Raw genomic sequence first — 26696 nt, forward strand, 5'->3', positions numbered from 1 at the left:
AATGGCGGGCAAAAGTGGCGAAAATAGCGACATATTGAGCGCTCTGCCATGGCAATTCTTCCGATTCTCTGTTACCCCGATCCTCGCCTGCACAAGGTCGCCCAGCCCGTGACGGCGGTGGATGAGCGCGTGCGCGCCATCGTGGACGATATGTTCGCCACCATGTACGACGCCCATGGCATCGGCCTGGCCGCCACGCAAGTCGATGTGCACGAGCGCATCGTGGTGATCGACGTCTCCGAAGAGCGCGACACGCCGCTGGTGCTGATCAACCCCGAGATCACCTGGGCCAGTGCCGAGAAACAGGTGGGCGACGAGGGCTGCCTGTCGGTGCCTGGCATCTACGATGGCGTGGAGCGCTCCACTGCCGTGCACGTGCGCGCGCTGGACCGCGACGGCCAGCCGCGCGTGATCGAGGCCGAGGGCCTGCTGGCCGTGTGCATCCAGCACGAGATGGACCACCTGCTGGGCAAGGTGTTCGTGGAATACCTGTCGCCCTTGAAGCGCAACCGCATCAAGACCAAGCTGTTGAAGCAGCAAAAGCAGGCCGAACGCGCATGACCCCGCTGCCGGCGCACGCAACCGCACCGCGCCGGCTCCGCTGGAGCGCACTGCTGCTGGCTGTTTTTTTGGCGGCCTGCGCCGTACCCGAATGGCAGAAAGCAGGCACGCCGCGTGCGGACATCGAGCGCACCATGGGCGCACCCACGCTGACCGTAATGCTCCCTGAAGGCGGAGAACGGCTGGTCTACAGCCGCCAGCCCGCAGGCCAACAGGTCTACCACCTCGACTTTGACGCCCGGCAACGCCTGGTGCGGGTGGAGCAGGTACTGACGCTGGAGCACTTCCATGCGCTGCGCAATGGCGTCGATACGCGCGCAGCCGTGCGACGCACCTTCGGCCCGCCTGCGCTGGTGGAGAAGGTGGCGCGCTTCAATGGCGATATCTGGACCTACCGCTTTCGTGACAATGGAGAGCCCCGCCAGGCCCATGTGCACATCGACCCAGCGGGCGTCGTGCAGCGCGTGATGTTCACGGACGAGCGGCTGAACGACAACGACCCCTTTCACTGAGCCCCACCCCGGGGCCGCTATTCCACGCGTTGTATGAGAGTCATTTTTGCCGGCACGCCCGAGTTTGCGCGCGTGGCCCTGGAACGCCTGCTGACCGCGGGATTCACCGTGCCCCTGGTGCTAACCCAGCCCGACCGCCCCGCGGGCCGCGGCATGAAACTGCAGGCTTCACCCGTCAAGCAGTGCGCGCTGCAGCACGGCATCGCCGTGGCGCAGCCGCTGAGCCTGCGCCTGGATGGCAAATACCCCGAGGACGCAGCGGCCGCCAAAGCCGCCATCGAGGCTGCGCAGGCCGATGTGATGGTGGTGGCCGCCTATGGGCTGATCCTGCCGCAGTGGGTGCTCAACACGCCCCGGCTCGGCTGCCTGAACATCCACGCCAGCCTGCTGCCGCGCTGGCGCGGCGCGGCGCCCATCCACCGCGCCATCGAGGCCGGCGACGCGGAAACCGGCGTGACCATCATGCAGATGGACGCGGGCCTGGATACCGGCGACATGCTGTTGCTGGAAAAGACCGCCATCAGCCCCGCCGATACCACCGCCACGCTGCACGACCGGCTGGCGCAGCTGGGCGGGCGGCTGATCGTGGAGGCGCTGGAGATGGCCGCCTGCGGGGGCCTTAAACCCACACCGCAGCCGGCCGAGGGCGTGACCTACGCGCACAAGATCGACAAGGCGGAAAGCACCATCGACTGGAACCAGCCGGCGGAGGTGATCGCCCGGCGCGTGCGTGCCTTCGACCCCTTCCCCGGCGCGGCCACCACGCTGGGGGCCGATGCCATCAAGGTATGGAGCTGCGAAATAGATAGCTGCTCGCGCACGCTGGATGCGGCCTGCGGCCAGATTTTGTCTATAGATGCCGACGGCATCGGCGTGGCCTGCGGCGCCGGCAGCCTGCTGCGCTTGACGGTGCTGCAACGCGCGGGCGGCAAGCGGCTGCCCGCCGCGGACTTCCTGCGCGGCTTCCCGCTGGCGCCAGGCATGGTGCTGGGCGCCGCCCCATGAGTCTGCCTTTCCTGCGCGCCCAGCTGCGCGACCCGGCCTTCCGCCAGGGCGCCGGTGACATGGCCGGCACCTGCCTGGGCATCGGCGCCTGGGGCCTGGTGACGGGCGTGGCCATGGCCAAGAGCGGCATGTCGCTGCCGATGGCGCTGTTCATGTCGCTGGCGGTGTATGCCGGCAGCGCACAGCTGGCCGTGCTGCCGCTGATGGTGGCGGGCGCACCGCTGTGGGTGGTGTGGCTCACGGCCGCCTGCGTGAACCTGCGCTTCGTGATCTTCAGCAGCATGTGGCGCAGCTATTTCGCCCACCTGCCGCGCCGCCACCGGCTGGCGCTGGGCTACTTCAGCGGCGATGTGATCTTCGTGAGCTTCATGAAGCGCTTTCCCAAGCCCGTACCTGCACCCGAGCAGGTGCCCTATTTCTGGGGCGCGGCCTCGGCCAACTGGCTGGCCTGGCAGGTGCCGTCCATTGCGGGCATCGTGCTGGCCAACGCCATCCCGCTGTCCTGGGGGCTGGGCTTTGCGGGCGTGCTGGCGCTGCTGGGCATCCTGCTGTCCATGCTGAACGACCGCGCCACCTGGCTCGCCACGGCCGTGGCCTGCACGGCGGCGGTGGCCACCTTCGCGCTGCCGCTCAAGCTCAACATCCTGGTGGCGATCGCCGCAGCCGTCACCGCAGGGCTGGCCGCCGAAGCGGCCGAGCGCGCGCTGCGGCGTGCGCGCACCCGCGCGGTGGGAGGCGACACATGAACGGTGCCTGGATCGAGCCGGCCATCGCCATCCTGGGGCTGGCGGGCATCACCCTGCTCACGCGCGCGTTCTTCATGATCCCCGAGCGCGACCTGCCGATGCCCGACTGGCTGCGCCGCGGCCTGAAGTACGCGCCGCTGGCCGCGCTGGCCGGGGTGATCGCGCCCGAGCTGGTCATGAGCCAGGGCGCGCTGATCCAGACGCTGCAGGACGCACGGCTGCCCGCCGTGGCTGCCGCCGCGGGCTACTACTTCTGGCGCCGCGGCATCCTGGGCACCATCGTCGTGGGCATGGCGGTGTACCTGCCGCTGCACATCGGGCTGGGCTGGTAGAGAGTTACGGCGCGGTTACCAGGCGCCTACAATCCGCGCAGTTTTCATGACCGCACCGTGACGGCGCGGCGCACTCACCCACTGTTCCCATGCACATCCTTCGCTTTTCCGACCTTTGCGCCCAGGGCCAGGCCCGTGGCCAGCGCGTGTTCATCCGTGCCGACCTGAACGTGCCGCAAGACGACGCCGGCCGCATCACCGAGGACACGCGCATCCGTGCCTCCGTGCCCTGCATCCAGATGGCGCTGGAAGCCGGCGCCGCCGTGATGGTGACCAGCCACCTGGGCCGCCCCACCGAGGGCGAGTTCAAGCCCGAGGATTCGCTGGCCCCGGTGGCCCAGCGCCTGTCCGAACTGCTGGGCCGCGAGGTGCCGCTGGTGGCCGACTGGGTGGACGGCGTGCAGGTCGCGCCCGGCCAGGTCGTGCTGCTGGAAAACTGCCGCGTGAACAAGGGCGAGAAGAAAAACAACCCCGAGCTGGCGAAGAAGATGGCCCAGCTGTGCGACATCTACGTGAACGACGCCTTCGGCACCGCCCACCGCGCCGAGGGCACGACCTACGGCATCGCCGAGTACGCGAAGGTGGCCTGCGCCGGCCCGCTGCTGGCCGCCGAGATCGACGCCATCCAGACCGCGCTGGCCAACCCGAAGCGCCCGCTGGTCGCCATCGTGGCCGGCTCCAAGGTCTCGACCAAGCTGACCATCCTGCAAAGCCTGTCCAAGAACGTGGACGGCCTGGTGGTGGGCGGCGGCATTGCCAACACCTTCATGCTGGCGGCCGGCCTGCCCATCGGCAAGAGCCTGGCCGAGCCCGACCTGGTGAACGAAGCCAAGGCCGTGATCGCCGCCATGGCCGCGCGCGGCGCCGAGGTGCCGATCCCCACCGACGTGGTGGTCGCCAAGGCCTTCGCGGCCGACGCGCCCGCCACCGTGAAGAAGGCCAGCGAAGTGGCCGAGGACGACCTGATCCTGGACATCGGCCCCGAGACGGCGGCCAAGCTGGCCGCGCAGCTCAAGGCCGCGGGCACCATCGTCTGGAACGGCCCCGTGGGCGTGTTCGAATTCGACCAGTTCGCGGGCGGCACCAAGGCCATCGCACAGGCCATCGCCGAATCCAGCGCCTTCAGCATCGCCGGCGGTGGCGACACCCTGGCGGCGATTGCCAAGTACGGCATCGAGAAGGACGTGGGCTACATCTCCACCGGCGGTGGCGCGTTCCTGGAGGTGCTGGAGGGCAAGACCCTGCCGGCCTTCGAAATACTGCAAAAGCGCGCGGCAGGCTGATCCCGCCCCAGAACGCTATAAAAATCAGAGCTGCTAGCGCTTATTGCATAAGCGCTAGCAGCTCTTTTTACTTGAACTCCTGCGCCTGCACGGCGCGGGCCGGCCACAGCACGGTGCCGATGGCCACGGCCATCAGGCCCACGGCGGTCCAGTCCTGCCAATGCAGCACCTCGCCCAGCCACAGCGCGCCGCTGAACACGCCCAGCACCGGAATCATCATCACGCTGAGGGTGGAGGCCACGGGCGGCAGCGTGCGCACCAGGAAGAACCACGCCGTCTGCGCAAAGCCCAGCGCCAGCAGCCCGTTGTAGAGAATGGCGGCCCAGGCCTGGGCGTCGGGTGCCACCCAGCGCTCGCGCTCGAACGCCACCGCCAACACGGTGAGTACCACGCAGGTGATGGCCACCATCCAGAACGACAGCGTGAGCAGCGGCACCGGCACGGTCAGGCGCCGCAACAGCTGCGTGCCCATGGCCCAGCTCGCGGCAGACACCAGCATCAACGTCACGCCCAGAGGCCGGCCGCCCAGCGCGCCAATCTCGTGCCACAGCAACAGCACCACGCCCACCAGTGCCGCGCCCACGCCGACCCACGCACGCCCGGCCAGGCGGTCGCCGAACACCAGCGCGCCCAGCACGGCCGAGAAGATGGGCATGGTGTAGCCCAGGATGGCCGCGCGTCCGCTGGACAGCTGCGGGATCGCCAGGATCATGAGCACATGCCACAGCACCATGTTGGTCAGCGCCAGCAGCGCCACGCGGCCCCAATGCGCGCGCGCAATAGTAAAGGGCAGCTTGCGCACCCCTATCACCGCGGCCAGGATGGGCAGGCCCAGCCACAGCGACGCCATGCGAAAGGTGAGCGGCGGAAAGTGCGCCACACCCATCTTCATCACCGGCCAGTTGAGGCCCCACACCAGGGTCAACAGGGCAAGAACGACGAGCTGGCGGCGGGAAAGGGCAGGCATGGGCGGCGATTGTGCCGGGCAGGCGCCGTCCTTGCCGAAGCCGCCCGCGAAAACACCAGGACGCCATGGCGCACGGCAGCGGCACGGTGTTGCCTAAAATCACGGACATGACTTTTCTTGACATGCTGCGCGACGCCACCACGCGCAACGACTCCCTGCTGTGCGTGGGCCTGGACCCCGAACCCACGCGCTTTCCCGAGTCCGTGCGTGGCGAGGCGCACAAGATCTACGACTTCTGCGCCGCCATCGTGGACGCCACGGCCGACCTGGTGTGCGCCTTCAAGCCGCAGATCGCCTACTTCGCCGCGCACCGTGCCGAGGACCAGCTGGAGCGCCTGATGCAGCACATGCGCTGCAACGCCCCGCATGTGCCCGTGATCCTGGACGCCAAGCGCGGCGACATCGGCTCCACCGCCGAGCAGTACGCCAAAGAGGCCTTCGAGCGTTATGGCGCCGACGCCGTGACGCTCTCGCCCTTCATGGGCTTTGACTCCATCGAGCCCTATCTGGCCTACCACGGCAAGGGGGCTTTCCTGCTGTGCCGCACCTCCAACCCCGGTGGCGATGACCTGCAGGCCCAGCGCCTGGCCAGCGTCGAAGGTCAGCCGCTGCTGTACGAACACGTGGCCCGCCAGGCGCAGGGCCCCTGGAACAAGAACGGCCAGCTCGGCCTGGTGGTGGGCGCCACGTACCCGCAAGAAATTGAGCGCGTGCGCGCGCTCGCACCCACGCTGCCGCTGTTGATCCCCGGCGTAGGCGCGCAGGGCGGCGACGCAGCCGCCACCGTGCGCGCCGGGCTGCGCGCCGACGGGCCAATCATCGTGAACTCTTCGCGCGCCGTGCTCTATGCCTCGGGCGGTGCGGACTTTGCCGCGGCCGCACGCAACGCAGCCCAGGCCACGCGCGCCGCGCTCAACGCCGCGCGCGCCTAGCCCAGCGTTTTCCGGCCATGCAACTCAAGTGGCTGGAGGACTTCATCGCCCTGGCGCATGAGCGCAGCTTCACCCGCGCGGCGGAACTGCGCCATGTGACGCACCCGGCGTTCGGGCGGCGCATCCGCGCGCTGGAGGCGTGGGCCGGCACGCCGCTCACGGAGCGCGACGGCGGCGGGCCCGTGCGGCTCACGCCCGCGGGGCAGGCCTTCCTGGAAACCGCGCAGCAGATGGCGCAGAACCTGGCCCATTCGCACGAGGAGTTGCGTGCCATCGCGGGGCGGCAGGCGCGCACCGTCACCCTGGCCACCGGCCGTACCCTGGCACGCACCGTGGTGGCCGACTGGCTGGCCCGCATACAGCCCGTGTTGGCGGGCGGCGAGCTGCGCGTGCGCACCTGTGCGCTGGATGAGTCCGTGGCCATGATCGAGCGTGGCGAGGCCGACTTCACCCTGGCCTACCACCACACCTCGCTCGCCGTGCGCCTGGACGCACGGCAGTTCACCCACCTCACGCTCGCCAGCGACCGCCTGGTGCCGGTCACCCGCGCCCGCGCCGGCGGTGCGCCACTGCACCACTTTGGCGGCACGGACGCGGTGCCCTACCTCGCCTACTCGCACACGCTGGCGCTCGGCCGGCTGGTGGAAGACCGCCTGGCGCATGACCCGCTGGCGCCGCGCCTGGCGCGCGTGGTGGAATGCGACTCGGCCGACGCGCAGTACGAGTACGTGCTGCGCGGCCTGGGCGTGGCCTGGCTGCCCTGGTCCATGGTGCATGCCGACTGCCAGTCCGGGCGGTTGGCCCGCGCGGGCGACGAGCGCATGCAGGTGCGCTTCGACGTGCGCATGTACCGGCCCAAGCGCCGGCTCTCGCCCTGGGCCGAGGCGCTGTGGGCCACATTGGCGCGCCAGTGATCCCCGGATAAACCCGCGGGCCGCGTGCCCACAATGCACGGCCTGGTGCCACTTCGGCACGACGCAGCCATGGTGCGCTTTCCACAATGGCACCCACCTCGACCTGCCTATGGAAAACGCCATGCACACTTCCCGCACCCCCGCCTCGTTGCGCCGCGCGCTGCTGGCCAGCGCCGCGCTGCTCGCCGCTGCCAGCCCTGCCGCTTTCGCGCAAGCGCCCGCCTACCCCAGCAAGCCCATCACCATCGTCGTGGGCTATCCGCCCGGCGGCAGCACCGACCTGACCGGCCGCGCCGTGGGCGCGGAGCTGTCCAACCGCCTGGGCGTGCCCGTGGTGATTGAGAACCTGGGCGGCGCGGGCGGCGCCATTGGCGCGCAGAAGGTGGCCAGCAGCGCGCCCGACGGCTACACGCTGCTGGTCGGCGCCAGCAACGAGATCGCCATCAACAAGCTGGTGACCAAGAAGGTCAAGTACGACATCAAGGACTTCACCGCCATCGGCCTCGTGGCCTCGCAGCCCCTGGTGCTGGTGGCCAGCACCGGCACCGGCGTGAAGAACCTGGCGGAGTTCACCGAACGCGTGCGCAAGAACCCCGGCAAGCTCAGCTATGGCAGCTCGGGCGTGGGCACCTCACTGCACCTGGCCGGCGAGATGATCAAGGAACAGGGCCAGCTGTTCATGACGCACATCCCCTACCGCGGCGTGGCGCCGCTCACCAACGACCTGGTGGGCAACAACCTGGAGTTCGGCGTGTTCGTGCTCTCCAGCGGCCTGCCGCACATCAAGAGCGGAAAAGTGATCGCCCTGGGCACCACCGAGGCCAAGCGCTCGACCGTCGCGCCCGACATTCCCGCGCTGGCCGAATCGGCGCAGTACAAGAACGTGGACATCGGCACCTGGTTCGCCCTCATGGCGCCCGCCCACCTGCCCAAGCCCGTGGCCGAGCGGCTCAAGAAGGCGCTCAACGAGACGCTGGAGTCGCCGGACTTCCGCAAGCGAATGGAAGCCGCGGGCTCCACCGTGGCATCCCCCAGCCTGGACGTGGACAAATTCCTCGCCGCAGAGGTCGCCAAGTACAAGAAGATCATCGAGTTCGCCAAGATCGAAGAATGATGAGCGCTCCCCTGCCTTTCACTTTGACCGCGCCCGACCTCGGCGCCTGGCGCGCCGGCAACACCGGCACCGAGGGCGTGTGGCGCTTCGACTCCGGCACGCCGGGCCGCCACGTGATGATCAGCGCCCTCGTGCACGGCAACGAGCTGTGCGGCGCCTGGGCGCTCAAGGGCCTGCTGGAAGCCGGCCTGCGCCCCGCGCGCGGCACGCTCACGCTGGCGCTGTGCAATCTGGCCGCGTTCGACCGGTTCGACCCCCACCACCACGACGCCGCCCGCTTCGTGGACGAAGACCTCAACCGCCAGTGGGTGGATGCGCGCATGGACGCCGGCGACACGCTGGAGCGCCGGCGCGCGGCCGCGCTGCGCCCCTTCGTGGCCGAGGCCGACTGGCTGCTGGACCTGCACTCCATGCACGAGCCCTGCGCGCCGCTGCTGCTCACCGGCATGCAGCCGCGCAACCTGCACCTCGCGCGCACCCTGGCCGCGCCCGAGCACATCGTGGTGGACGCGGGCCACAAGGACGGCACGCGCATGCGCGACTATGGCCGCTTCGGCCAGCCCGATGCCGAGGGCGGCGACACGCGCTCGCTGCTCGTCGAATGCGGCTTCCATGGCGACCCGGCCAGCCGCGCCGTGGCGCAGGACCAGTGCGTGCGCTTCCTGCAAGCGGCGGGCGTGGTGGATTCCGCCACCCTGGCACGTGGGCTGCCCGGCTGGCGCCTGCCCGACGCGCCGCGCCAGTGGGCGCTGGAGGTCACCGGCCCGGTGGTCGCCAGGAGCGAGCGCTTTCGTTTCACCCAGCCCTTCACGGGCCTGGAGGTGATCCCCCAGGCCGGTACCGTCATCGGCGACAACGATGGCGAGCCCGTTACCACGCCGTACGACGACTGCGTGCTGGTCATGCCCAGCACCCGCCAGGCGCGTGCCGGCGTGACGGTGGTGCGCTTCGCCACGCGGCGGCCGCTGTAGGCGGCACGACCAGCGGCCGGTGCTTCGCCCCGCGCAGGGCAGGCCGGCCGCGTGGCAGCGTCTGGGGCATGCGCAGGCTTCGCTTCCATACTGATAGCTGCTAGCGCCCGTATTTATTGGGCTAGGAGCCAAAAACACCCTCAAACCCGTCGCAACACCTCTGTGACGGGATGGAGCCCCTGCGCGCCCAAAAAGCTGAACTCGTTCAAGGACAGGCCGGTTTTTGCCGAATAACATTACGTTACACGTCCTTGACATCTCTTTGTCTCGCCCGCCCACTCGGCGGTCTCGCGGACAAGGAAAGGTTCCCGCTATGACCTCGCTTTCTCAGCGCCTGCCGCTGCTTTACAAATTCCTCATCCTGGGCCTCGCCGGCATCCTCATGAGCGCCGTGCCCACCTGGCTGTTCGTGAGCGGCGCGCTCGACGACCTGGCGCGCGCTCGCCACGAGGCCCGTGGCGCCCCGCCGCTGCTGGCGCTGCACAAGGTGGTGCAGGGGCTGCAGGTGCACCGCGGCCTGTCCAACGGCATGCTGGGCGGCGACGAGACCTTGGCCGCCCGGCGCCCGGCCGCGCGCGATGCGGTGAACAAAGCCTTCGCCGAGGCCACCGCCCGCCTGGACGCGGCGCAGGTGCCCGCGGCCCAGCGCGACGCCTGGCAGCGCGCCCAGCAGGCCTGGCAGCAGCTGGAGCCGGCCGTGGCCGCACGCTCGCTGCCGGCCGCGCAAAGCACGGCGCAGCACACGGCGCTGATCACGTCGCTGCTGCAGACCGGCGAGCAGCTGCTGCACAGCTACGAGCTGCAGCTGGACCCCGACTTCGCCACCAACGCGCTGATCCAGGCCTCGCTGGTGCATGCGCCGCAGCTGGGTGAGAAGCTGGGCGTGATGCGCGCCCAGGGCGTGGGCTTCCTGGGCCGCGGCGGCGAGCTGCCGCTGGAGGCCAAGGGGCTGCTGCAGTCGCTGCGCCAGCGCGTGGTGGAGCTGCAGGGCGACACGCTGCGCAACTTGGCGCGCGCCACCGAGGCGAGCCCTGCCTTTGCGGCCACGCTGGGCGCGCCCGCGCGCACGCTGGACGCGCAAATCACGGCCACGCTGGCCCTGGCCGACAAGGCCCTGCTGCAGGCCGACACGCTGACGCTGCCCGCGCAGGAGTATTTCGACACCTACACCCGCACCATCGACGCGCTGTATGCACTGAACGCCCAGGCCATGCAGGGCGTGGACGAGGCCCTGCAGGCGCGCATCGACCGCCTGCGCGCCACGCTGGCATGGCAGGCGCTGGCACTGCTGGGCACGCTGGCGGGCGCCACGGTGCTGATGCTGGTCTTCGTGCGCTCCATCACGCAGCCGGTGGCGCAGGCGGTGGAGCTGGCCCGCGCCGTGGCGCGCGGTGACTTGTCGGGCAGCGACATCGCCCACGGCAGCAACGAAATGGGCCGCCTGATCGCCGCGCTGTTGCAGATGCGCCGCCAGCTCACCGAGGTGGTGGGCCGCGTGCGCCAGGGCGCGGAGGGCGTGGCCACGGCCAGCGCGCAGATTGCGCAGGGCAACACCGACCTGGCAGCCCGCACCGAAAGCCAGGCCAGCGCCCTGGAAGAGACCGCCGCATCGATGGAGCAGATGACCGCGACCGTGCGCCAGAACGCCGACAGCGCCGCGCGTGCCAGCGAGCTGGCCACCAGCGCCAGCGGCGTGGCCGCGCAGGGTGGGGAGGTGGTGGCGCAGGTGGTGCAGACCATGCACGGCATCCACAGCTCGTCCGGCAAGATCGCGGACATCATCGGGGTGATCGATTCGATCGCGTTCCAGACCAACATCCTGGCGCTGAACGCCGCCGTGGAGGCCGCACGTGCCGGCGAGCAGGGCCGCGGCTTTGCCGTGGTGGCCAGCGAGGTGCGCAGCCTGGCGCAGCGCAGCGCGGGCGCTGCGCGCGAGATCAAGGAGCTGATCTCCGCCAGCGTGCATGACGTGGAACGCGGCAATGCGCTGGTGGAGCGCGCCGGCAAGACCATGGAAGATGTGGTGACCGCCGTGCGCCGCGTCAACGACATCATGGGCGAGATCAGCAACGCCAGCCGCGAACAGTCTCTGGGCGTGGCCCAGGTGGGCGAGGCCGTGAGCCAGATGGACCAGACCACGCAGCAGAACGCCGCGCTGGTCGAAGAGATGGCCGCCGCCGCCGCCAGCCTGCGCAGCCAGGCGCAGGAGCTGGTGGAGGGCGTGGCGGTGTTCAAGCTGGGCGAACGACCGCACGCCGTTGCGCTATCCAATTAATAGCTGTTAGCGCTTATCCAGAAAGGGTTTGAGGCCACTTTACCTCAAACCCGCAATCACCTCAGGCTTGCAGACGCGCCATCTCGGCGTCCACCGCGTCGTGGCGCTGCAGCATGGCGGGCGAGGGTTGCTTGCCCAGCTTGCTCACCAGCACCACGGCCAGCGCGCCCAGAACGAAGCCGGGCACGATCTCGTACAGCCCCAGCCAGCCGCCCTGCTTCCACACCACCACCGTCACGGCACCGACCACGATGCCGGCCAGCGCGCCGTTGCGCGTCATGCCGCGCCAGAACAGCGACAGCAGGATGACTGGCCCGAATGCCGCGCCGAAGCCCGCCCAGGCGTAGCTCACCATCGACAGCACGCGGCTGTTGGGGTTGCCCGCGATGACGATCGCCACCACGGCGATGGCGAACACCATCGCTCGGCCCACCCACACCAGCTCGCGCTGCGTGGCGTTCTTGCGCAGGAACACGCGGTAGATGTCCTCGGTCAGCGCGCTGGAGCACACCAGCAGCTGGCACGACAGCGTGCTCATCACCGCCGCCAGAATGGCCGCCAGCAGCAGGCCGGCGATCCAGGGGTTGAAGAGCTGGCGCGCGATCTCGATGAACACCGTCTCGGCATTGGCCTGCACGCCGGCGGCCTGCTGCGTGTGCACCGCGAAGTACGGGATGCCGACCAGGCCCACAGCCACCGCGCCGCCCAGGCACAGCACCATCCAGGTCATGCCGATGCGGCGCGCGCGCGGGATGGAGGCCACCGAATCCGCCGCCATGAAACGCACCAGAATGTGCGGCTGGCCGAAGTAGCCCAGGCCCCAGGCCATGAGCGAGACCACGCCGATCACGCTGGCGTTGTGCATCAGGTCGAGCTTCTGCGCACCGATCATCTCGGTGAGGCTTTGGCCCGCCTGCAGTTCGCCGGTGACGGCGAAGTAGGCCACCACGGGCGCCAGGATCAGCGCGGTGATCATCAGCGAGGCCTGGATGGTGTCCGTCCAGCTCACCGCCAGGAAGCCACCGATGAACACGTAGGCGATGGTGCACAGCGCCCCGACCCACAGGGCTGTCTGGTAGGGCAGGCCGAACATGCTCTCGAACAGGCGCGCACCCGCCACCACGCCCGAGGCGCAGTAGATGGTGAAGAACACCAGGATCACCGCCGTGGTCACCAGGCGCAGCACGTTCGCGCCGTCCTCGAAGCGCGAGGCCAGGTAGTCGGGCAACGTGAGGGCGTTGTTGGTGCGCTCGGTGTACAGGCGCAGCCGCGCGGCCACGAGGCGCCAGTTGAGGTAGGCGCCGATGGTCAGGCCGATGGCGATCCACGCCTCGCTCAGTCCGCTCAGGTACACCGCGCCGGGCAGGCCCATGAGCAGCCAGCCGCTCATGTCGGACGCGCCGGCCGACAGCGCAGTGACGAAGCTGCCCAGGCTGCGCCCGCCCAGGATGTAGTCGGAGAGGTCGGTCGTCGCGCGGTAGCCCAGCCAGCCGATGAACAGCATGGCCAGCAGGTAGATGCCGAAGGTGATGACGGTCGGGTCTAGCAGGTTCATGAAACGTCCAGGCCCGCGGGGCGCGCTGCGCGCCGCGAAATCCTGCCAAAAAAAGGTGGAGGAGAAGCCGGCGCGGAGGCCGGGGGCTGCCGTGCCGGCAAGCGCCGGTCAGCGAAGTGGCGCGACGATTCCAGAGCCCGCGCCCAATCATTCGCCATAAAGCCGCGCTGGCGTCGTGAAACACTCCGCCGCGGCGCGCAACTGTAACTGCCGGCGGCGCAAAACCTCAGGGTTACTACTGATTTGGGGCGGCAGACAGGTATGGCGCCAGGTAGCGGCCCGTGTGGCTGGCCGCATTGTGGGCCACCTGCTCGGGCGTGCCCTCGGCCACCACGGTGCCGCCACCGGCCCCGCCTTCGGGGCCCATGTCGATCACCCAGTCGGCGGTCTTGATGACGTCCAGGTTGTGCTCGATGACGATGATGGTGTTGCCCGCGTCGCGCAGCTGCAGCAGTACCTTGAGCAGCAGGTCGATGTCGGCAAAATGCAGGCCGGTGGTGGGCTCGTCCAGGATGTAGAGCGTGCGGCCGGTGTCGCGCTTGGAGAGTTCCTGCGCCAGCTTCACGCGCTGCGCCTCGCCGCCCGAGAGCGTGGTGGCGCTCTGGCCCAGGCGGATATAAGACAAGCCCACGTCCAGCAGCGTCTGCAGCTTGCGCGCGATCGTGGGCACGTCCTTGAAGAAGGCGTGGGCGTCCTCCACCGTCAGGTCCAGGATCTGGGCGATGTTCTTGCCCTTCCACTGCACCTCCAGCGTCTCGCGGTTGTAGCGCTGGCCGTGGCACACGTCGCAGGGTACGTACACGTCGGGCAGGAAGTGCATCTCCACCTTCACCACGCCGTCGCCCTGGCAGGCCTCGCAGCGCCCGCCCCCCGAGCCCTGCGCCACGTTGAAGGAGAAGCGCCCGGGGCCGTAGCCGCGCTCCTTGGCGGTGGTGGTCTCGGCCATCAACTCGCGGATTGGCGTAAACAGGCCCGTGTAGGTGGCCGGGTTGCTGCGCGGCGTGCGGCCGATGGGGCTCTGGTCGACGTTGATGACCTTGTCGAAATACTCCAGCCCCTCGATGGTTTCATGCGCTTCGGGCTCGTCGTGCGCGCGGTAAAGCTGGCGCGCCACGGCCTTGTGCAGCGTGTCGTTGACCAGCGTGCTCTTACCCGAGCCGGACACACCCGTCACGCAGGTGAACAGCCCCACCGGGAACTGCACGCTCACGCCCTTCAGGTTGTGCCCCGTGGCGCCCACCACGCGCAGCGCCTGCAATTGCCCCTGCGTGGCGCGGTGCTCGGCCAGGCGCTCCTTCTTGCGCAAGCTGGCAGCCGTCTCGGGAAAACGCGACTTGGGCTTCTTGTCGGGTTCGGGCGCTGCGGCGCTCTGTTGCAACACGGGCAGCCAGGGCGTGCGCCGCGCAGGCACCGGCAGGGTCTTGGCGCCGCTCAGGTACTGTCCGGTGAGCGATTGCGGGTTGGCGCACAGCTCGTCGTAGGTGCCCTGCGCCATCACGCGACCGCCATGCACGCCCGCGCCGGGCCCCATGTCCACGCAGTGGTCGGCGGCGCGGATCATGTCCTCGTCGTGCTCCACCACGATCACGCTGTTGCCCAGGTCGCGCAGCCGCGTGAGGGTGGCGATCAGCCGGTCGTTGTCGCGCTGGTGCAAGCCGATGCTGGGTTCGTCCAGCACGTACATCACGCCGGTCAGGCCGCTGCCGATCTGCGAGGCCAGGCGAATGCGCTGCGCCTCGCCGCCCGAGAGCGTCTCGGCGCTGCGGTCCAGGCTCAGGTAGGACAGGCCCACGTCGTTCAGGAAGGTGAGGCGCGCGGCGATCTCGCGCACGATCTTGCCGGCAATCTCGGCCTTGGCGCCGGCCAGCTGCAGCGACGCGAACCACTGCAGCGCGTCCGCCAGCGTGCGGTGGCTCACGTCGTAGATGCCCAGCGCGGCGTCGCCCTCGCCCACCTTCACATGGCGCGCCTCGCGGCGCAGGCGTGCGCCGTGGCATTCGGGGCAGGGCTGCGCGCTGCGGTAGCGCGCGAGGTCTTCGCGCACCACGGCCGAGTCCGTGTCGCGGTAGCGCCGCGCCATGTTGGGCAGGATGCCCTCGAAGGGGTGCTTCTTGACGATGGGCTTGCCCTTGTTCGGGCCGCTGTCCAGCAGGTAGCTGAAGGCGATCTCTTCCTCGCCCGAACCGTGCAGGATGACCTCGCGCACGCGTTCGGGCAACTCCTCGAAGGGCGTCTCCACATCAAAGCCGTAATGCCGCGCCAGGCTCTCCAGCATGGCGAAGTAGTAACCGTTGCGCCGGTCCCAGCCCTTGATGGCGCCGCTGGCGAGGCTGATGGCCGGGAAAGCCACCACGCGCGCGGGGTCGAACACCTCCTGCTGGCCCAGGCCGTCGCAGGCGGGGCAGGCGCCCGTGGGCGAGTTGAACGAAAACAGGCGTGGCTCCAGCTCAGGCAGCGAGTAGCTGCACACCGGGCAGGCGAACTTGCTGGAAAACAGGTGCTCCTGGCCCGAGTCCATCTCCAGCGCCAGTACCCGGCCGTTGCCCTCGTGCCCGCCCACCCGCAGGGCGGCCTCGATGCTCTCGGCCAGGCGCTGCTGGGCGTCGGGGCGCACCTTCAAGCGGTCGATCACCACGTCGATGTCGTGCTTCTCGGTCTTCTTGAGCTGCGGCAGGCTTTCGTGCTCGTAGATCTGCCCGTCCACGCGAAAGCGCACGTAGCCCAGCGCCTGCATCTGCATGAACAGCTCGGCGAACTCACCCTTCTTCTGGCGCGCCACGGGCGCCAGCAACATGAGCTTGGTGTCCTCGGGCAAGGCCAGCACCGCATCCACCATCTGGCTCACGGTCTGCGACGACAGCGGCAGGCCGTGGTCCGGGCAGTACGGCGTGCCCGCGCGCGCGAACAGCAGGCGCAGGTAGTCGTGGATCTCGGTCACCGTGCCCACGGTGGAGCGCGGATTGTGGCTGGTGGCCTTCTGCTCGATGGAAATGGCCGGCGACAGACCCTCGATCAGGTCCACATCGGGCTTGTCCAGCCGCCCCAGGAACTGCCGCGCATAGGCCGACAGGCTCTCCACATAGCGGCGCTGCCCTTCGGCATACAGCGTGTCGAACGCCAGGCTGGACTTGCCCGAGCCCGACAGCCCGGTGATCACCACGAGCTGGTTGCGCGGAATGTCCAGGTCGATGTTCTTGAGGTTGTGCGTGCGCGCCCCGCGGATGCTGATGCGCTGCTCGCGCAGGACCTGCGCCAGTGGGCGCCCTCCGGCCGCATCGGCAGGCGAAGGTTGACGATCGTCGGAGGGTGGCTCGAAGGTGGGCATCGCGCGTGCCTGGAGGCAAACGCACGATGATAGGTCACCCACCCCGCCCGCGCAGAAGCCGGGGCCGGAGCGCCCTGGGCGTCAGCCTGGTAAGCCATGCCAATGCTCCCAAAAAAATAGCTGTTTGCGCTCATCTGTATTGCATCTGACCGCGATTTCATGACCCACCCGCCGCACGCCGCTATGGCCCGCCCTGCCGCATGCGGCCCGGCCATGGGCGAGAATCACCGCTTTGACTTGCCCCCGCGCCCGTGCCGGACACCACCACACCCACTCCGCCCTCCACCGCCATGACCCCGATGGAGCGCCGCGCCAGCGTCAGCCTGGCGCTGATCTTCGCGCTGCGCATGCTGGGCCTGTTCCTGGTGCTGCCGGTCTTTGCCCTCGAAGCCCGCAAGTACCCGGGCGGCGACGACCCCGCCCTGGTGGGGCTGGCCATGGGGATCTACGGGCTCACGCAGGCGGTGCTGCAGCTGCCGCTGGGCATGGCGTCGGACCGCTTCGGGCGCAAGCGTGTCATCGTCCTGGGGCTGCTGGTCTTCGCCGCGGGCAGCCTGCTCGCCGCGCTGGCCGATTCGGTGATGGGGCTGCTGGTGGGGCGCGCGCTGCAGGGTGCGGGCGCGGTGTCCGCCGCCGTCACGGCGCTGCTGGCCGACCAGACACGCGACGCAGTGCGCACCAAGGCCATGGCACTGGTGGGCGCCAGCATCGGGCTGATGTTCGCCATCGCCCTGGTGGCGGCGCCGCTGCTGGCCACCCACATCGGCCTGGCCGGCCTCTTCGGCCTGACCTGCGCGCTGGCGCTGGGCGGCGTGGCCGTGGTGCTGTGGATGGTGCCGCCCGAGCCGGTGCAGCATGCCGACGCACCGCGCGGGCGCCTGGCCGACGTGTGGCGCCATGCCGACCTGCTGCGCCTGAACCTGGGCGTGTTCGTGCTGCACACGGTGCAGATGGCCATGTGGGTGGCCGTGCCGGCCCTGCTGGTGCAGGCCGGCTTGCCCAAGGACGCGCACTGGCAGGTGTACCTGCCGGCGGTGGTGCTGTCCTTCGTCGCCATGGGCGGGCTGTTTGCCATGGAGCGGCGCGGACGGCTGCGCGCGGCGCTGCTGGTCGCCATTGGACTGGTGCTGGTGGTGCAGATGGGCTTTGGCCTGCTGGCGGCCGGAGGCGCTGCGCCATCGCTGATGCCGGTGGCGGCGCTGCTGTTCATCTTCTTCTGCGGCTTCAACGCGCTGGAAGCCACGCAGCCCAGTCTGGTGTCGCGCATGGCGCCGGCCAACCTGCGCGGCGCGGCGCTGGGCGCCTACAACACGCTGCAGTCGCTGGGCCTGTTCGCGGGCGGCGCGCTGGGCGGCGCGCTGGCGAAGTGGGCGGGCGCGCCGGGATTGTTCACCGCCACCGCCGTGCTCACGGCCCTGTGGCTGCTCATCACCTGGCCGCTGCGGCCGGTGGGACGCGGCGGCGGCCACTGATTTTTTCACCCTCCGGCGCACCGGCGGCGTGCAAGCCGCTATGCTGCGCACCTGCGGCCTCGCAGGGGTCGCCTGTTGGACTCATCTGGCCCGGAACCCTTCCCTGCCGTCCGGGCTAAGCACAAGGATTTTTCATGGCATCCGTGAACAAAGTCATCATCGTCGGCAACCTGGGGCGCGACCCCGAGATGCGCACCTTCCCCAGCGGCGACCAGGTCGCCAACGTGCGCATCGCCACGACGGACCGCTGGCGCGACAAGAACACCGGCGAGAACAAGGAAGCCACCGAATGGCACAGCGTGGTCTTCAACGGCCGCCTGGCCGAGATCGTGGGCCAGTACCTGCGCAAGGGCTCCCAGATCTACGTGGAAGGCAGCCTGCGCACGCGCAAATGGACCGACCAGAGCGGCCAGGAGCGCTACACCACCGAAATCCGCGCCGACACCATGCAGATGCTGGGCAGCCGCCAGGGCATGGGCGGCGGCCAGGGCGGCGGCTATGACGACAGCGGCTACGGCGACAACGGCGGCGGTGGTGGTGGCGGCTACGAGGCCCCGCGCCGCGCCGCACCCGCGCCGCGCCCCGCCCCCCCCGCGGCCCGCCCCGCACCCGCGCCCGTGGCACAGCCGCCGCGCGCCGCATCGGGCTTTGACGACATGGACGACGACATTCCGTTCTGATTCGGCCTCGCACCAAGCACAACGGGCGCCCTGGGGCGCCCGTTTGCTATGGTGGTGATAGCTGCTCGCGCTGGATGGACAAGCGCTGCAGCCCGAAAACACTCAAATCAGTGCACCACCATGAGGGAGAACGGCCAGACATAGGCCTGCATCGTCACGTACAGGCCCACCAGGCAGGCCAGCGCGATGGAGTGGAAGAACACGTAGCGCAGGATGTCGCCCTCGTGGTCGAACCAGCGGGTGGCGGTGGAGGCCACGACGATGGACTGCGCGTCGATCATCTTGCCCATCACGCCGCCCGAGCTGTTGGCTGCGCCCATCAGGTTGGCCGACAGGCCCAATTGCTCGGCTGCCACCTTCTGCATGCCACCGAAGAGCACGTTGGAGGCCGTGTCCGATCCCGTGAGCGCCACGCCGATCCAGCCCATGAGCGTGCCAAAGAACGGGTACAGCACGCCGGTATTGGCAAAAGCCAGGCCCAGCGTGGTGTCGGTGCCCGAATAGCGCGTGAGCGTACCCAGCGCCAGCATCAGCACGATGGTGAGCAGCGAGTAGCGCACCAGCCAGAAGGTGCGGAAGAACGTGGTGACGATGGCCACCGGGTTGTACTTCATGACCAGCGCGCTCACCACGGCCGACAGCAGGATGCCCGTGCCGGTGGCCGACAGCAGGTTCAGCGTGTAGACGGCGGCCTCCTTGTGCGGCGCGGGCACCACGGGCGGCACCTTCTCGATCAGGTTGTGCAGCCCGGCCATGGGGAAGGCCGGCGCGAAGATGCCATTGAGCCAGGCCTTGACCGAGGGCAGGCCCCAGATGAACACGAACACCGACAGGATGACCCAGGGGGTCCAGGCGGCCACCAACGCCTGGGTGCTGTGGCGCTTGACCGGCTGCGGCGGCTTGGCCTCTGCGGCGCTGGGGTCATGCCCGCGCAGCGAGGGCGACGTCCACACCGTCTTGGGCTTCCACACGCGCAGGAAGGCCACCAGGCAGACCATGGAGACGATGGCGGCGATGATGTCCACCAGTTCGGGCCCGATGAAGTTGGACACCAGGAACTGAGGAATGGCGAAGGACACGCCCGTCACCAGGATGGCCGGCCAGATTTCCATCATGCCCTTGCGGCCGGCGAAGGCCCAGATCAGCCAAAACGGCACCAGCAGCGAGAAGAAGGGCAGCTGGCGGCCGATCATGGCCGTCACCTCCATCAGGTCGTAGCCGTGCACCTTGGCCAGCGTGATCACCGGCGTGCCCAGGGCGCCAAAGGCCACCGGCGCCGTATTGGCGATCAGCGACAGGCCCGAGGCCGCCAGCGGCGAGAAGCCCAGGCCGATCAGGATGGCCGCCGTCACCGCCACGGGGGTGCCGAAGCCGGCCGCGCCTTCAAAGAACGCGCCGAAGCAAAAGGCGATCAGCAGCAGCTGGATGCGCCGGTCCTCGGTGATGCCCGACAGCGAGTCCTGCAGCACAGCGAAGCTGCCGTTCTGCTCGGTGAGCTGGTGCAGGAAGATGATGTTCAGCACGATCCAGCCGATGGGCAGCAGGCCGGTGAAACCACCGAACAGCGCCGCACGGCCGGCCATGTCGCCCGGCATGCCGTAGACGAAGATCGCCACGAGCAGCGCCGTGATCAGGCCCATGCCTGCCGCGATATGCGCCTTGATGTGGAAAAAGCCCAAGGCCGCGAGCATGACCACCACCGGCAGCGCGGCCAGTGCGGTGGAGATGACCATATTGCCCAGTGGGTCGTAGATTTGTTGCCAGACCATAGCCTGTGCCCCCTGTTGTTGTCCCGGTTTTGGAAGGAGAAATGCCTCGCACGCCCAGTACCGGAGGTCAACCGGCTGGAGCGGCGCGGACGAGACTGTAGAAAGCCCGCCCGCGACGCAGCGTGAAAAAACCGGAGAACGGTGCTGAAGCAATTTCACACCATAGCAAGGACGCAGGTCCGGCATCCCGGCTATTCGGGTATCCCCTGATGTCGCCTACGCCCCCCGGGCGGGCTTTCAGCCGTTCACGGCCGCGATCACCCCACCGCCCAGGCACACCTCACCGTCGTACAGCACGGCCGACTGGCCCGGCGTCACAGCCCACTGCGCCTCAGGGAACTGCAGGCTGAAGGCGTCGCCCTGTGCGGCCAGCACCGTGCAGGCGGCGTCCTGCTGACGGTAACGCGTCTTGGCGGCGCAGGCGCCTGCTGCGGGCGGATGGCCGGCAATCCAGCTCGCGTCCTGCGCATCCAGGCGGTGCGACAGCAGCCACGGGTGCTCGTGGCCCTGCACCACGCGCAGGGTGTTCGTCTCCAGCTCCTTGCGGGCCACGAACCAGGGCGCATGGTCGCCCGCGCCGCGTTGCGCGCCTTTCTCCTTGACACCGCCGATCCCCAAGCCCTGCCGCTGGCCCAGCGTGTAGAACGACAGGCCCACGTGGCGGCCCAGCTTGCGCCCGCGGTCGTCCAGGATGGGGCCGGGCGCATGCTGGATGTAGCGGTTGAGGAACTCGCGGAACGGCCGCTCGCCGATGAAGCAGATGCCGGTGGAGTCCTTCTTCTTGGCGTTGGGCAGGCCGATGTCGGCAGCGATGCGGCGCACCTCGGTCTTGTGCAGGTCGCCCACGGGGAACAGCGTCTTGGACAGCTGCGCCTGGTTCAGGCGGTGCAGAAAGTAGCTCTGGTCCTTGGACGGGTCCAACCCCTTGAGCAGCTCGAACAGGCCCGTGGCCGGGTTCTGCCGCACGCGCGCGTAGTGGCCGGTGGCGATCTTCTCGGCGCCCAGGCGCATGGCGTGGTCCAGGAAGGCCTTGAACTTGATCTCGGCGTTGCACAGCACGTCCGGGTTGGGCGTACGGCCGGCCTGGTACTCGCGCAGGAACTCGGCGAACACCCGGTCCTTGTACTCGGCGGCAAAGTTGACGTGCTCGATCTCGATGCCGATCACGTCGGCCACGCTGGCCGCGTCCAGGAAGTCCTGGCGGCTGGAGCAGAACTCGCTGTCGTCGTCATCTTCCCAGTTCTTCATGAAGATGCCGACCACCTCGTGGCCCTGTTGCTTGAGAAGGTGCGCCGTGACGGCGGAGTCCACGCCCCCCGACAGGCCCACCACGACCCGGTGTTTCGTCATATCTGTGCGATTATCCCAGCCCACCCCGGCCGGGCGGCGCCTGGGGTCAACCGGGTGTTGGAGACGATGGAACTGCGGCAATTGCGATATTTCGTGCGGGTGGTGGAGCTGGGCTCCATGAGCCGCGCCGCGCTCGACCTGAACCTGGTGCAGTCCGCGCTGAGCCAGCAGATCACGCGGCTGGAGGGTGAGCTGGCCACGCGCCTGCTGCACCGCACGCCGCGCGGCGTGGCCCCCACCGAGGCCGGGGCCGCGTTCTTCCGCGAGGCGCAGCTCACCCTGCGCCATGCCGAGCAGGCCGTGCGCGCCGCCCAGCAGGCGCGGCTGTCGGGCACCGTCACCGTCGGCCTGGCGCCCACCACCTCGGCGCTGTTGGGGCTGCCGCTGATGCAGGCCATGCACGCGCGCTACCCCGACGTGCGGCTGCACATGGTGGAGGGCATGTCGGGCCACCTCTCGGCCATGCTGCATGCGCGCGAGCTGGACCTGGCCGTGCTGTTCGACTCGCGCCTGCACCAGGCGCAGCTGGCCGGGCGCACCCAGCGCTGGCAAATCCAGCCGCTGCTGGAGGAAGACCTGTTCCTGATGCGCGGCGCCGCCGCCCCGCGCCTGGCCGCCGAGGTGGCGATCACCGAGCTGCGCGAGGAGCCACTCATCCTGCCCACCGGCCCGCACGGCCTGCGCAGCACGCTGGACACGGCCTTTGCCAGCGCGGGCATCGCGCCGCATGTAGTGCTGGAAGTGGACTCGCTGGCCATGGTGATGGCCGCGGTGGACGCCGGCCTGGGCTCCACGCTGCAGCCCTGGGCGGCACTGGGCCGCTACCCGGACGCGGCCACGCGCTTTCAGTGCGCGCGCCTCACGGGCGCGCCGGCGCGGCGCGTGAACCTGCTGTGCAGCCTGCCGGACGAAGAGCTGTCCCCCGCCGCACTGGCCGCGCGCGTGGTGCTGCTGGACTGTGCACGCGGCCTGGTCACGGAGGGCCGCTGGATCGGCACCTCACTGCTGGCGCAGGCACCGGCAGGGGTTCCCGCCCCGTAGCGGCTGCTTTCGGGCGTCGCGCCCGGGCGCGCAGCCATCACCGTTCGTGATACCCCCATACCCGCCCGCGGCTGCACGGCTGGCGGGCCGCTGCCTACAGTCCACGCTCGACTGCTGCGCCCCTCGCCCCGGGGTGCGCCCCCACGAGCGAAATCTATGCAATCTCCCCCGATGGACACCGATGTCCTGGTCATCGGCGGCGGCAACGCCGCCCTGTGCGCCGCGCTGATGGCCCGCGAGGCCGGCAGCCGCGTGCTGCTGCTGGAATCGGCCCCGCGCGCCTGGCGCGGCGGCAACTCCGCCCACACCCGCAACCTGCGCTGCATGCACGACGCGCCGCAGGACGTGCTGGTCGATGCCTACCCTGAAGAGGAGTACTGGCAGGACCTGCTGAAGGTGACCGGCGGCCAGACCAACGAGCACCTGGCGCGCCTGGTGATCCGCGCGTCCAGCACCTGCCGCCCCTGGATGCGCCGCCACGGGGTGCACTTTCAGCCCGCGCTGGCCGGCACGCTGCACGTGGCGCGCACCAATGCCTTCTTCATGGGCGGCGGCAAGGCGCTGGTGAATGCCTACTACCGCAGCGCCGAGGCGCTGGGCGTGCAGGTGCGCTACGAATCGCCCGTGGAGCGCATCGAGATCGAGAACGGCACCTTCCAGGCCGCCTGGGTGAAGGGCCGGCGCATCACCGCCAAGAGTTGCGTGCTGGCCGCCGGCGGCTTCGAGTCCAACCGCGAATGGCTGCGCGAGGCCTGGGGCCAGAACGCGCGCGGCGAGTGGCCTGCCGACAACTTCCTGATCCGTGGCACGGCCTACAACAAGGGGGTGCTGCTCAAGCACCTGCTCGACGACCACGGCGCCGACCGCATCGGCGACCCCACGCAGGCGCACATGGTGGCCATCGACGCACGCGCGCCGCTGTACGACGGCGGCATCTGCACCCGCATCGACTGCGTGTCGCTGGGCGTGGTGGTCAACCGCGAGGGCGAGCGCTTCTACGACGAGGGCGAAGACTTCTGGCCCAAGCGCTACGCCATCTGGGGCCGCCTGGTGGCGCAGCAGCCGGGGCAGATCGGCTACTCCATCATCGACAGCAAGGCCATCGGCCGCTTCATGCCGCCGGTATTCCCCGGGGTGAAGGCCGACAGCCTGCCCGCGCTGGCCGACAAGCTCGGCCTGCCCGCAGAAACCTTCATGCAGACGCTGAACGCCTACAACGCCGCCTGCCGCGTGGGCCAGTTCGACCACACCACGCTGGACGACTGCCACACCGAGGGCCTGACGCCCGCCAAGACGCACTGGGCGCGGCCCATCGACACCGCGCCGTTCTACGGCTACGCGCTCAAGCCCGGCGTCACCTTCACCTACCTGGGCCTGCACACCGACGACACCGCCGCCGTGCGCTTCGCCGACCAACCCAGCCGCAACCTGTTCGTGGCGGGCGAAATGATGGCCGGCAACGTGCTGGGCAAGGGCTACACCGCGGGCGTGGGCATGTCGATCGGCACGGCCTTCGGTCGCATCGCCGGGCGCAACGCCGCGCTGGCCGCCGCGGGCCAGGCTGCCGCGCACGGCGCGGTGAACGACGAGGGCTGAACACCATGCAAACCCTGAAATCCCTGACCGACGAAGCGATAGGCCTGGCCCAGGGCGGGCCCGCCCGCGTGATTCCCATCGTGCCCGCGCCGGCGCAGAGCGCCGCCGAGACCGAGGTGGCGCGGCAGATGCAGATCTGCAACGCCTGCCGCTACTGCGAGGGCTTTTGCGCCGTGTTCCCGGCCATGACGCGCCGCCTGGACTTCACCCAGGCCGACGTGCACTACCTGGCCAACCTGTGCCACAACTGCGGCGCCTGCCTGCACGCCTGCCAGTACGCGCCGCCGCACGAATTCGCCGTGAACATCCCGCAGGCCATGGCCCAGGTGCGCGGCCAGACCTACGCCGACTACGCCTGGCCGCCCGCGCTGGGCCGGCTGTACCGCCGCAACGGCCTCACGCTGTCGCTGGCCCTCGTGGTCGCGCTCACGCTGTTCCTGGTGCTGGGCGCCGCGCTGCAGGGCGGCGGGCTCGGCGCGCTGTGGGGCGCGGACCTGGGCGGCAACTTCTACCGCCTGTTCCCGCACAACCTGCTGGTGGGCCTGTTCGCGCCGGTGTTCCTGTTCGTGGTGTTGGCCTTGTCCATGGGCGTGCGCCGCTTCTGGAAGGACGTGAAGCACGCCACCAGCGGCGCCGACGTGAGCGCCCCCGCCGCCACCGAGGCCGCGCACGACGTGCTGCGCCTGAAGTACCTGGACGGCGGCCATGGCGACGGCTGCCACAACGAGGACGACGCCTACACCCTCAAGCGCCGCCGCGCGCACCACCTCACGTTCTACGGCTTCCTGCTGTGCTTTGCCGCGACCTCGCTGGCCACGGTGTACCACTACGTTTTCGGCTGGCCGGCGCCCTACGAGGCACCCAGCATTCCCAAACTGCTGGGCGTGGCGGGCGGCGTGATGCTGGTGCTGGGCACGATCGGCCTGTGGTACCTGAACCGCACGCGCCACCCCGACCATGGCGACGCCGCGCAAAAACCCATGGACCTGGGCTTCATCGCCCTGCTGTTCCTGGTGGCCGCCAGCGGCCTGGCGCTGTGGCTGGTGCGCATCACCCCGTCGGCCGCGCCCGCGCTGGCCCTGGTGCTGTGCCTGCACCTGGGCGCGGTGATGGCCCTCTTTGCCACGCTGCCCTACGGCAAGTTCGCCCACGGCGTGTTCCGCACCGCCGCGCTGCTGCGCCACACCACCGAAAAGCGCCAGCCCAACCCTATCGGGCTGGGCAGCGATTGATTGCTTCCAAAACCATAGCTGCTAGCGCTTGATGGATAAGCGCTAGAGCACCATTTGACCTACAACGACTAAAGGAGCCTCGCCATGAAAAAACGCACCCTGATCCAGGCCGCCGCCGTGGCCCTCACCTCCGTCGCCTGGGCCGGCCCGGCACTGGCGCAGGACTTTCCGCCGGCCAAGCCGGTCACGCTGGTCGTGGGCTTTGCGCCCGGGGGCGCAGCCGACGCGGCGGCCCGCCTGATCGCCAAGAAGCTGGCCGAGAACATCGGCCAGTCCGTGGTGGTGGAGAACAAGGGCGGCGCGGGCGGCAATATTGCCCACCAGCAGGTTGCCGCGGGCGTTTCGGATGGCACGGTGCTGCTGTTCGGCTCGGTGGGTCCGCTGACCATCGCGCCGCACCTCATGAAGCTGCCCTACGACCCGTTCAAGGACCTGGCGCCGATCTCGGGCGGGGTGTACTTCCCCAACGTGCTGGTGGTGCACAAGGGCGCGGGCGTGAAGACCCTGGCCGAGTTCGTGCAACTGTCCAAGGCCAAGCCCGGCAGCGTGGACTATGCCTCCACCGGCGCGGGCTCGGCCTCGCACCTGGCGGGCGAGCTGTTCAACCAGCGCGCCGGCATCGACATGGTCCACGTGCCCTACAAGGGCGGCGCACCCGCGCTGCAGGACCTGCTGGGCGAGCGCGTGACCAGCTACTTCGCCGCGCCGCCCACCGCCATGCCGCACGTGGAAGCGGGCAAGCTGATTCCGCTGGCCACCACCGGCCTGACGCGCCCGGCCTACCTGCCGAACATCCCCACGGTGGCGGAGTCGGGCTTCCCGGGCTTTCAGGCGCTGAACTGGTATGCCTTCGTGGCCTCGGGCAAGACGCCCGCGCCGCTGCTGGACCGCTGGAACAAGGAGATCGTGAAGGCGCTCAACGACGCCGGCGTGAAGGAGGCCCTGAACAAGCACGGCCTGTCGCCCCACCCCACCACGCGCGCCGAGCTCGCCAGCTTCATGAAGAAGGAATACGACCAGTGGGGCGCCATCGTGCGCGAGCGCAAGATCACGGCGCAGTGAGC

22 protein-coding genes are annotated in these 26696 nt (G+C 69.4%); 17 read left to right on the plus strand and 5 right to left on the minus strand.

Annotation, left to right across the window (positions count from 1 at the left end; all coding sequences use genetic code 11):
- The first annotated feature begins 48 nt into the window (after positions 1-48).
- The 6 genes from def to DTPSY_RS17045 all read left to right on the plus strand — a co-directional run bounded on the left by def (position 49) and on the right by DTPSY_RS17045 (position 4439).
- Entirely contained in the window at positions 49-561 is a 513-nt protein-coding gene (gene def / locus DTPSY_RS17020) for a peptide deformylase (protein ID WP_011807132.1), read from the plus strand.
- The gene (locus tag DTPSY_RS17025) at positions 558-1073 is read left to right on the plus strand and encodes a hypothetical protein (RefSeq protein ID WP_015914610.1); all 516 of its coding nucleotides are present in this window, start codon (positions 558-560) and stop codon (positions 1071-1073) included. Before def ends, DTPSY_RS17025 begins: the two co-directional genes overlap by 4 nt.
- A 33-nt stretch (positions 1074-1106) precedes the next feature.
- Positions 1107-2078, plus strand: a complete 972-nt coding sequence (gene fmt, locus DTPSY_RS17030) for a methionyl-tRNA formyltransferase (protein ID WP_015914611.1) — start codon at positions 1107-1109, stop codon at positions 2076-2078.
- Positions 2075-2824, plus strand: a complete 750-nt coding sequence (locus DTPSY_RS17035; protein WP_015914612.1) for an AzlC family ABC transporter permease — start codon at positions 2075-2077, stop codon at positions 2822-2824. The genes fmt and DTPSY_RS17035 overlap by 4 nt, the downstream gene beginning before the upstream one ends.
- The gene (locus tag DTPSY_RS17040; RefSeq protein ID WP_011807136.1) at positions 2821-3156 is read left to right on the plus strand and encodes an AzlD domain-containing protein; all 336 of its coding nucleotides are present in this window, start codon (positions 2821-2823) and stop codon (positions 3154-3156) included. The genes DTPSY_RS17035 and DTPSY_RS17040 overlap by 4 nt, the downstream gene beginning before the upstream one ends.
- A gap of 89 nt (positions 3157-3245) precedes the next feature.
- Positions 3246-4439, plus strand: coding sequence for a phosphoglycerate kinase (locus DTPSY_RS17045; protein ID WP_015914613.1), 1194 nt, complete (start codon positions 3246-3248; stop codon positions 4437-4439).
- Between the two features lie 67 nt (positions 4440-4506).
- On the opposite strand, the gene DTPSY_RS17050 is transcribed toward DTPSY_RS17045, so the two are convergent.
- Complete coding sequence (locus tag DTPSY_RS17050) at positions 4507-5406, minus strand: DMT family transporter (protein WP_015914614.1); 900 nt, start codon at positions 5404-5406, stop codon at positions 4507-4509.
- A gap of 107 nt (positions 5407-5513) precedes the next feature.
- On the opposite strand from DTPSY_RS17050, the gene pyrF reads away from it, so the two are divergent.
- The 5 genes from pyrF to DTPSY_RS17075 all read left to right on the plus strand — a co-directional run bounded on the left by pyrF (position 5514) and on the right by DTPSY_RS17075 (position 11612).
- Positions 5514-6338 carry an orotidine-5'-phosphate decarboxylase gene (gene pyrF / locus DTPSY_RS17055; RefSeq protein ID WP_041839097.1) on the plus strand — a complete coding sequence of 275 codons (825 nt, stop codon included), beginning with the start codon at positions 5514-5516 and terminating at the stop codon, positions 6336-6338.
- A gap of 17 nt (positions 6339-6355) precedes the next feature.
- Complete coding sequence (locus tag DTPSY_RS17060; protein ID WP_015914616.1) at positions 6356-7252, plus strand: LysR family transcriptional regulator; 897 nt, start codon at positions 6356-6358, stop codon at positions 7250-7252.
- A 121-nt stretch (positions 7253-7373) separates the two neighbouring features.
- Entirely contained in the window at positions 7374-8366 is a 993-nt protein-coding gene (locus DTPSY_RS17065; protein ID WP_015914617.1) for a Bug family tripartite tricarboxylate transporter substrate binding protein, read from the plus strand.
- Positions 8363-9337 carry a M14 family metallopeptidase gene (locus DTPSY_RS17070; RefSeq protein ID WP_011807142.1) on the plus strand — a complete coding sequence of 325 codons (975 nt, stop codon included), beginning with the start codon at positions 8363-8365 and terminating at the stop codon, positions 9335-9337. Before DTPSY_RS17065 ends, DTPSY_RS17070 begins: the two co-directional genes overlap by 4 nt.
- A 313-nt stretch (positions 9338-9650) precedes the next feature.
- Positions 9651-11612, plus strand: coding sequence for a methyl-accepting chemotaxis protein (locus DTPSY_RS17075; RefSeq protein ID WP_015914618.1), 1962 nt, complete (start codon positions 9651-9653; stop codon positions 11610-11612).
- Between the two features lie 61 nt (positions 11613-11673).
- Here the strand turns inward: DTPSY_RS17075 and putP are convergent, their stop codons facing one another.
- Positions 11674-13167, minus strand: coding sequence for a sodium/proline symporter PutP (putP, locus tag DTPSY_RS17080; RefSeq protein WP_011807144.1), 1494 nt, complete (start codon positions 13165-13167; stop codon positions 11674-11676).
- Positions 13168-13402: 235 nt separating this feature from the next.
- Positions 13403-16492 carry an excinuclease ABC subunit UvrA gene (gene uvrA / locus DTPSY_RS17085; protein ID WP_015914619.1) on the minus strand — a complete coding sequence of 1030 codons (3090 nt, stop codon included), beginning with the start codon at positions 16490-16492 and terminating at the stop codon, positions 13403-13405.
- 290 nt (positions 16493-16782) lie between these two features.
- On the opposite strand from uvrA, the gene DTPSY_RS17090 reads away from it, so the two are divergent.
- Together DTPSY_RS17090 and ssb are read left to right on the plus strand one after the other, a co-directional pair.
- On the plus strand, positions 16783-17964 hold the full coding sequence (locus tag DTPSY_RS17090; protein WP_015914620.1) for an MFS transporter: 1182 nt from the start codon (positions 16783-16785) through the stop codon (positions 17962-17964).
- A 134-nt stretch (positions 17965-18098) separates the two neighbouring features.
- Positions 18099-18644 (plus strand): single-stranded DNA-binding protein, encoded by a 546-nt coding sequence (gene ssb, locus DTPSY_RS17095; protein WP_015914621.1) that lies wholly within the window; start codon positions 18099-18101, stop codon positions 18642-18644.
- A gap of 107 nt (positions 18645-18751) precedes the next feature.
- Here ssb and DTPSY_RS17100 read toward each other — a convergent pair whose 3' ends face one another.
- Entirely contained in the window at positions 18752-20413 is a 1662-nt protein-coding gene (locus DTPSY_RS17100) for an L-lactate permease (protein ID WP_015914622.1), read from the minus strand.
- 237 nt (positions 20414-20650) lie between these two features.
- On the minus strand, positions 20651-21763 hold the full coding sequence (mnmA, locus tag DTPSY_RS17105) for a tRNA 2-thiouridine(34) synthase MnmA (RefSeq protein ID WP_015914623.1): 1113 nt from the start codon (positions 21761-21763) through the stop codon (positions 20651-20653).
- Between the two features lie 66 nt (positions 21764-21829).
- Between mnmA and DTPSY_RS17110 the strand changes: the two genes are divergently transcribed.
- The 4 genes from DTPSY_RS17110 (at position 21830) to DTPSY_RS17125 (ending at position 26694) form a co-directional block, all read left to right on the plus strand.
- Positions 21830-22804, plus strand: coding sequence for a LysR substrate-binding domain-containing protein (locus DTPSY_RS17110; RefSeq protein ID WP_015914624.1), 975 nt, complete (start codon positions 21830-21832; stop codon positions 22802-22804).
- Between the two features lie 171 nt (positions 22805-22975).
- Positions 22976-24400: an FAD-dependent tricarballylate dehydrogenase TcuA gene (tcuA, locus tag DTPSY_RS17115; protein WP_434060552.1), complete on the plus strand. Its 1425-nt coding sequence runs from the start codon at positions 22976-22978 to the stop codon at positions 24398-24400.
- Between the two features lie 5 nt (positions 24401-24405).
- On the plus strand, positions 24406-25632 hold the full coding sequence (gene tcuB, locus DTPSY_RS17120) for a tricarballylate utilization 4Fe-4S protein TcuB (RefSeq protein WP_015914626.1): 1227 nt from the start codon (positions 24406-24408) through the stop codon (positions 25630-25632).
- Between the two features lie 84 nt (positions 25633-25716).
- Complete coding sequence (locus DTPSY_RS17125) at positions 25717-26694, plus strand: Bug family tripartite tricarboxylate transporter substrate binding protein (protein WP_015914627.1); 978 nt, start codon at positions 25717-25719, stop codon at positions 26692-26694.
- Positions 26695-26696: the final 2 nt, after the last annotated feature.

The organism is [Acidovorax] ebreus TPSY (assembly GCF_000022305.1).
Taxonomy (GTDB): Bacteria; Pseudomonadota; Gammaproteobacteria; order Burkholderiales; family Burkholderiaceae_C; genus Diaphorobacter; species Diaphorobacter nitroreducens.

Bases quoted from the DNA above. Each gene is read 5' to 3' on its own strand.
- def (WP_011807132.1), top strand. From the start codon at position 49: ATGGCAATTCTTCCGATTCTCTGTTACCCCGATCCTCGCCTGCACAAG.
- DTPSY_RS17025 (WP_015914610.1), top strand. From the start codon at position 558: ATGACCCCGCTGCCGGCGCACGCAACCGCACCGCGCCGGCTCCGCTGG.
- fmt (WP_015914611.1), top strand. From the start codon at position 1,107: ATGAGAGTCATTTTTGCCGGCACGCCCGAGTTTGCGCGCGTGGCCCTG.
- DTPSY_RS17035 (WP_015914612.1), top strand. From the start codon at position 2,075: ATGAGTCTGCCTTTCCTGCGCGCCCAGCTGCGCGACCCGGCCTTCCGC.
- DTPSY_RS17040 (WP_011807136.1), top strand. From the start codon at position 2,821: ATGAACGGTGCCTGGATCGAGCCGGCCATCGCCATCCTGGGGCTGGCG.
- DTPSY_RS17045 (WP_015914613.1), top strand. From the start codon at position 3,246: ATGCACATCCTTCGCTTTTCCGACCTTTGCGCCCAGGGCCAGGCCCGT.
- DTPSY_RS17050 (WP_015914614.1), bottom strand. From the start codon at position 5,406: ATGCCTGCCCTTTCCCGCCGCCAGCTCGTCGTTCTTGCCCTGTTGACC.
- pyrF (WP_041839097.1), top strand. From the start codon at position 5,514: ATGACTTTTCTTGACATGCTGCGCGACGCCACCACGCGCAACGACTCC.
- DTPSY_RS17060 (WP_015914616.1), top strand. From the start codon at position 6,356: ATGCAACTCAAGTGGCTGGAGGACTTCATCGCCCTGGCGCATGAGCGC.
- DTPSY_RS17065 (WP_015914617.1), top strand. From the start codon at position 7,374: ATGCACACTTCCCGCACCCCCGCCTCGTTGCGCCGCGCGCTGCTGGCC.
- DTPSY_RS17070 (WP_011807142.1), top strand. From the start codon at position 8,363: ATGATGAGCGCTCCCCTGCCTTTCACTTTGACCGCGCCCGACCTCGGC.
- DTPSY_RS17075 (WP_015914618.1), top strand. From the start codon at position 9,651: ATGACCTCGCTTTCTCAGCGCCTGCCGCTGCTTTACAAATTCCTCATC.
- putP (WP_011807144.1), bottom strand. From the start codon at position 13,167: ATGAACCTGCTAGACCCGACCGTCATCACCTTCGGCATCTACCTGCTG.
- uvrA (WP_015914619.1), bottom strand. From the start codon at position 16,492: ATGCCCACCTTCGAGCCACCCTCCGACGATCGTCAACCTTCGCCTGCC.
- DTPSY_RS17090 (WP_015914620.1), top strand. From the start codon at position 16,783: ATGACCCCGATGGAGCGCCGCGCCAGCGTCAGCCTGGCGCTGATCTTC.
- ssb (WP_015914621.1), top strand. From the start codon at position 18,099: ATGGCATCCGTGAACAAAGTCATCATCGTCGGCAACCTGGGGCGCGAC.
- DTPSY_RS17100 (WP_015914622.1), bottom strand. From the start codon at position 20,413: ATGGTCTGGCAACAAATCTACGACCCACTGGGCAATATGGTCATCTCC.
- mnmA (WP_015914623.1), bottom strand. From the start codon at position 21,763: ATGACGAAACACCGGGTCGTGGTGGGCCTGTCGGGGGGCGTGGACTCC.
- DTPSY_RS17110 (WP_015914624.1), top strand. From the start codon at position 21,830: ATGGAACTGCGGCAATTGCGATATTTCGTGCGGGTGGTGGAGCTGGGC.
- tcuA (WP_434060552.1), top strand. From the start codon at position 22,976: ATGGACACCGATGTCCTGGTCATCGGCGGCGGCAACGCCGCCCTGTGC.
- tcuB (WP_015914626.1), top strand. From the start codon at position 24,406: ATGCAAACCCTGAAATCCCTGACCGACGAAGCGATAGGCCTGGCCCAG.
- DTPSY_RS17125 (WP_015914627.1), top strand. From the start codon at position 25,717: ATGAAAAAACGCACCCTGATCCAGGCCGCCGCCGTGGCCCTCACCTCC.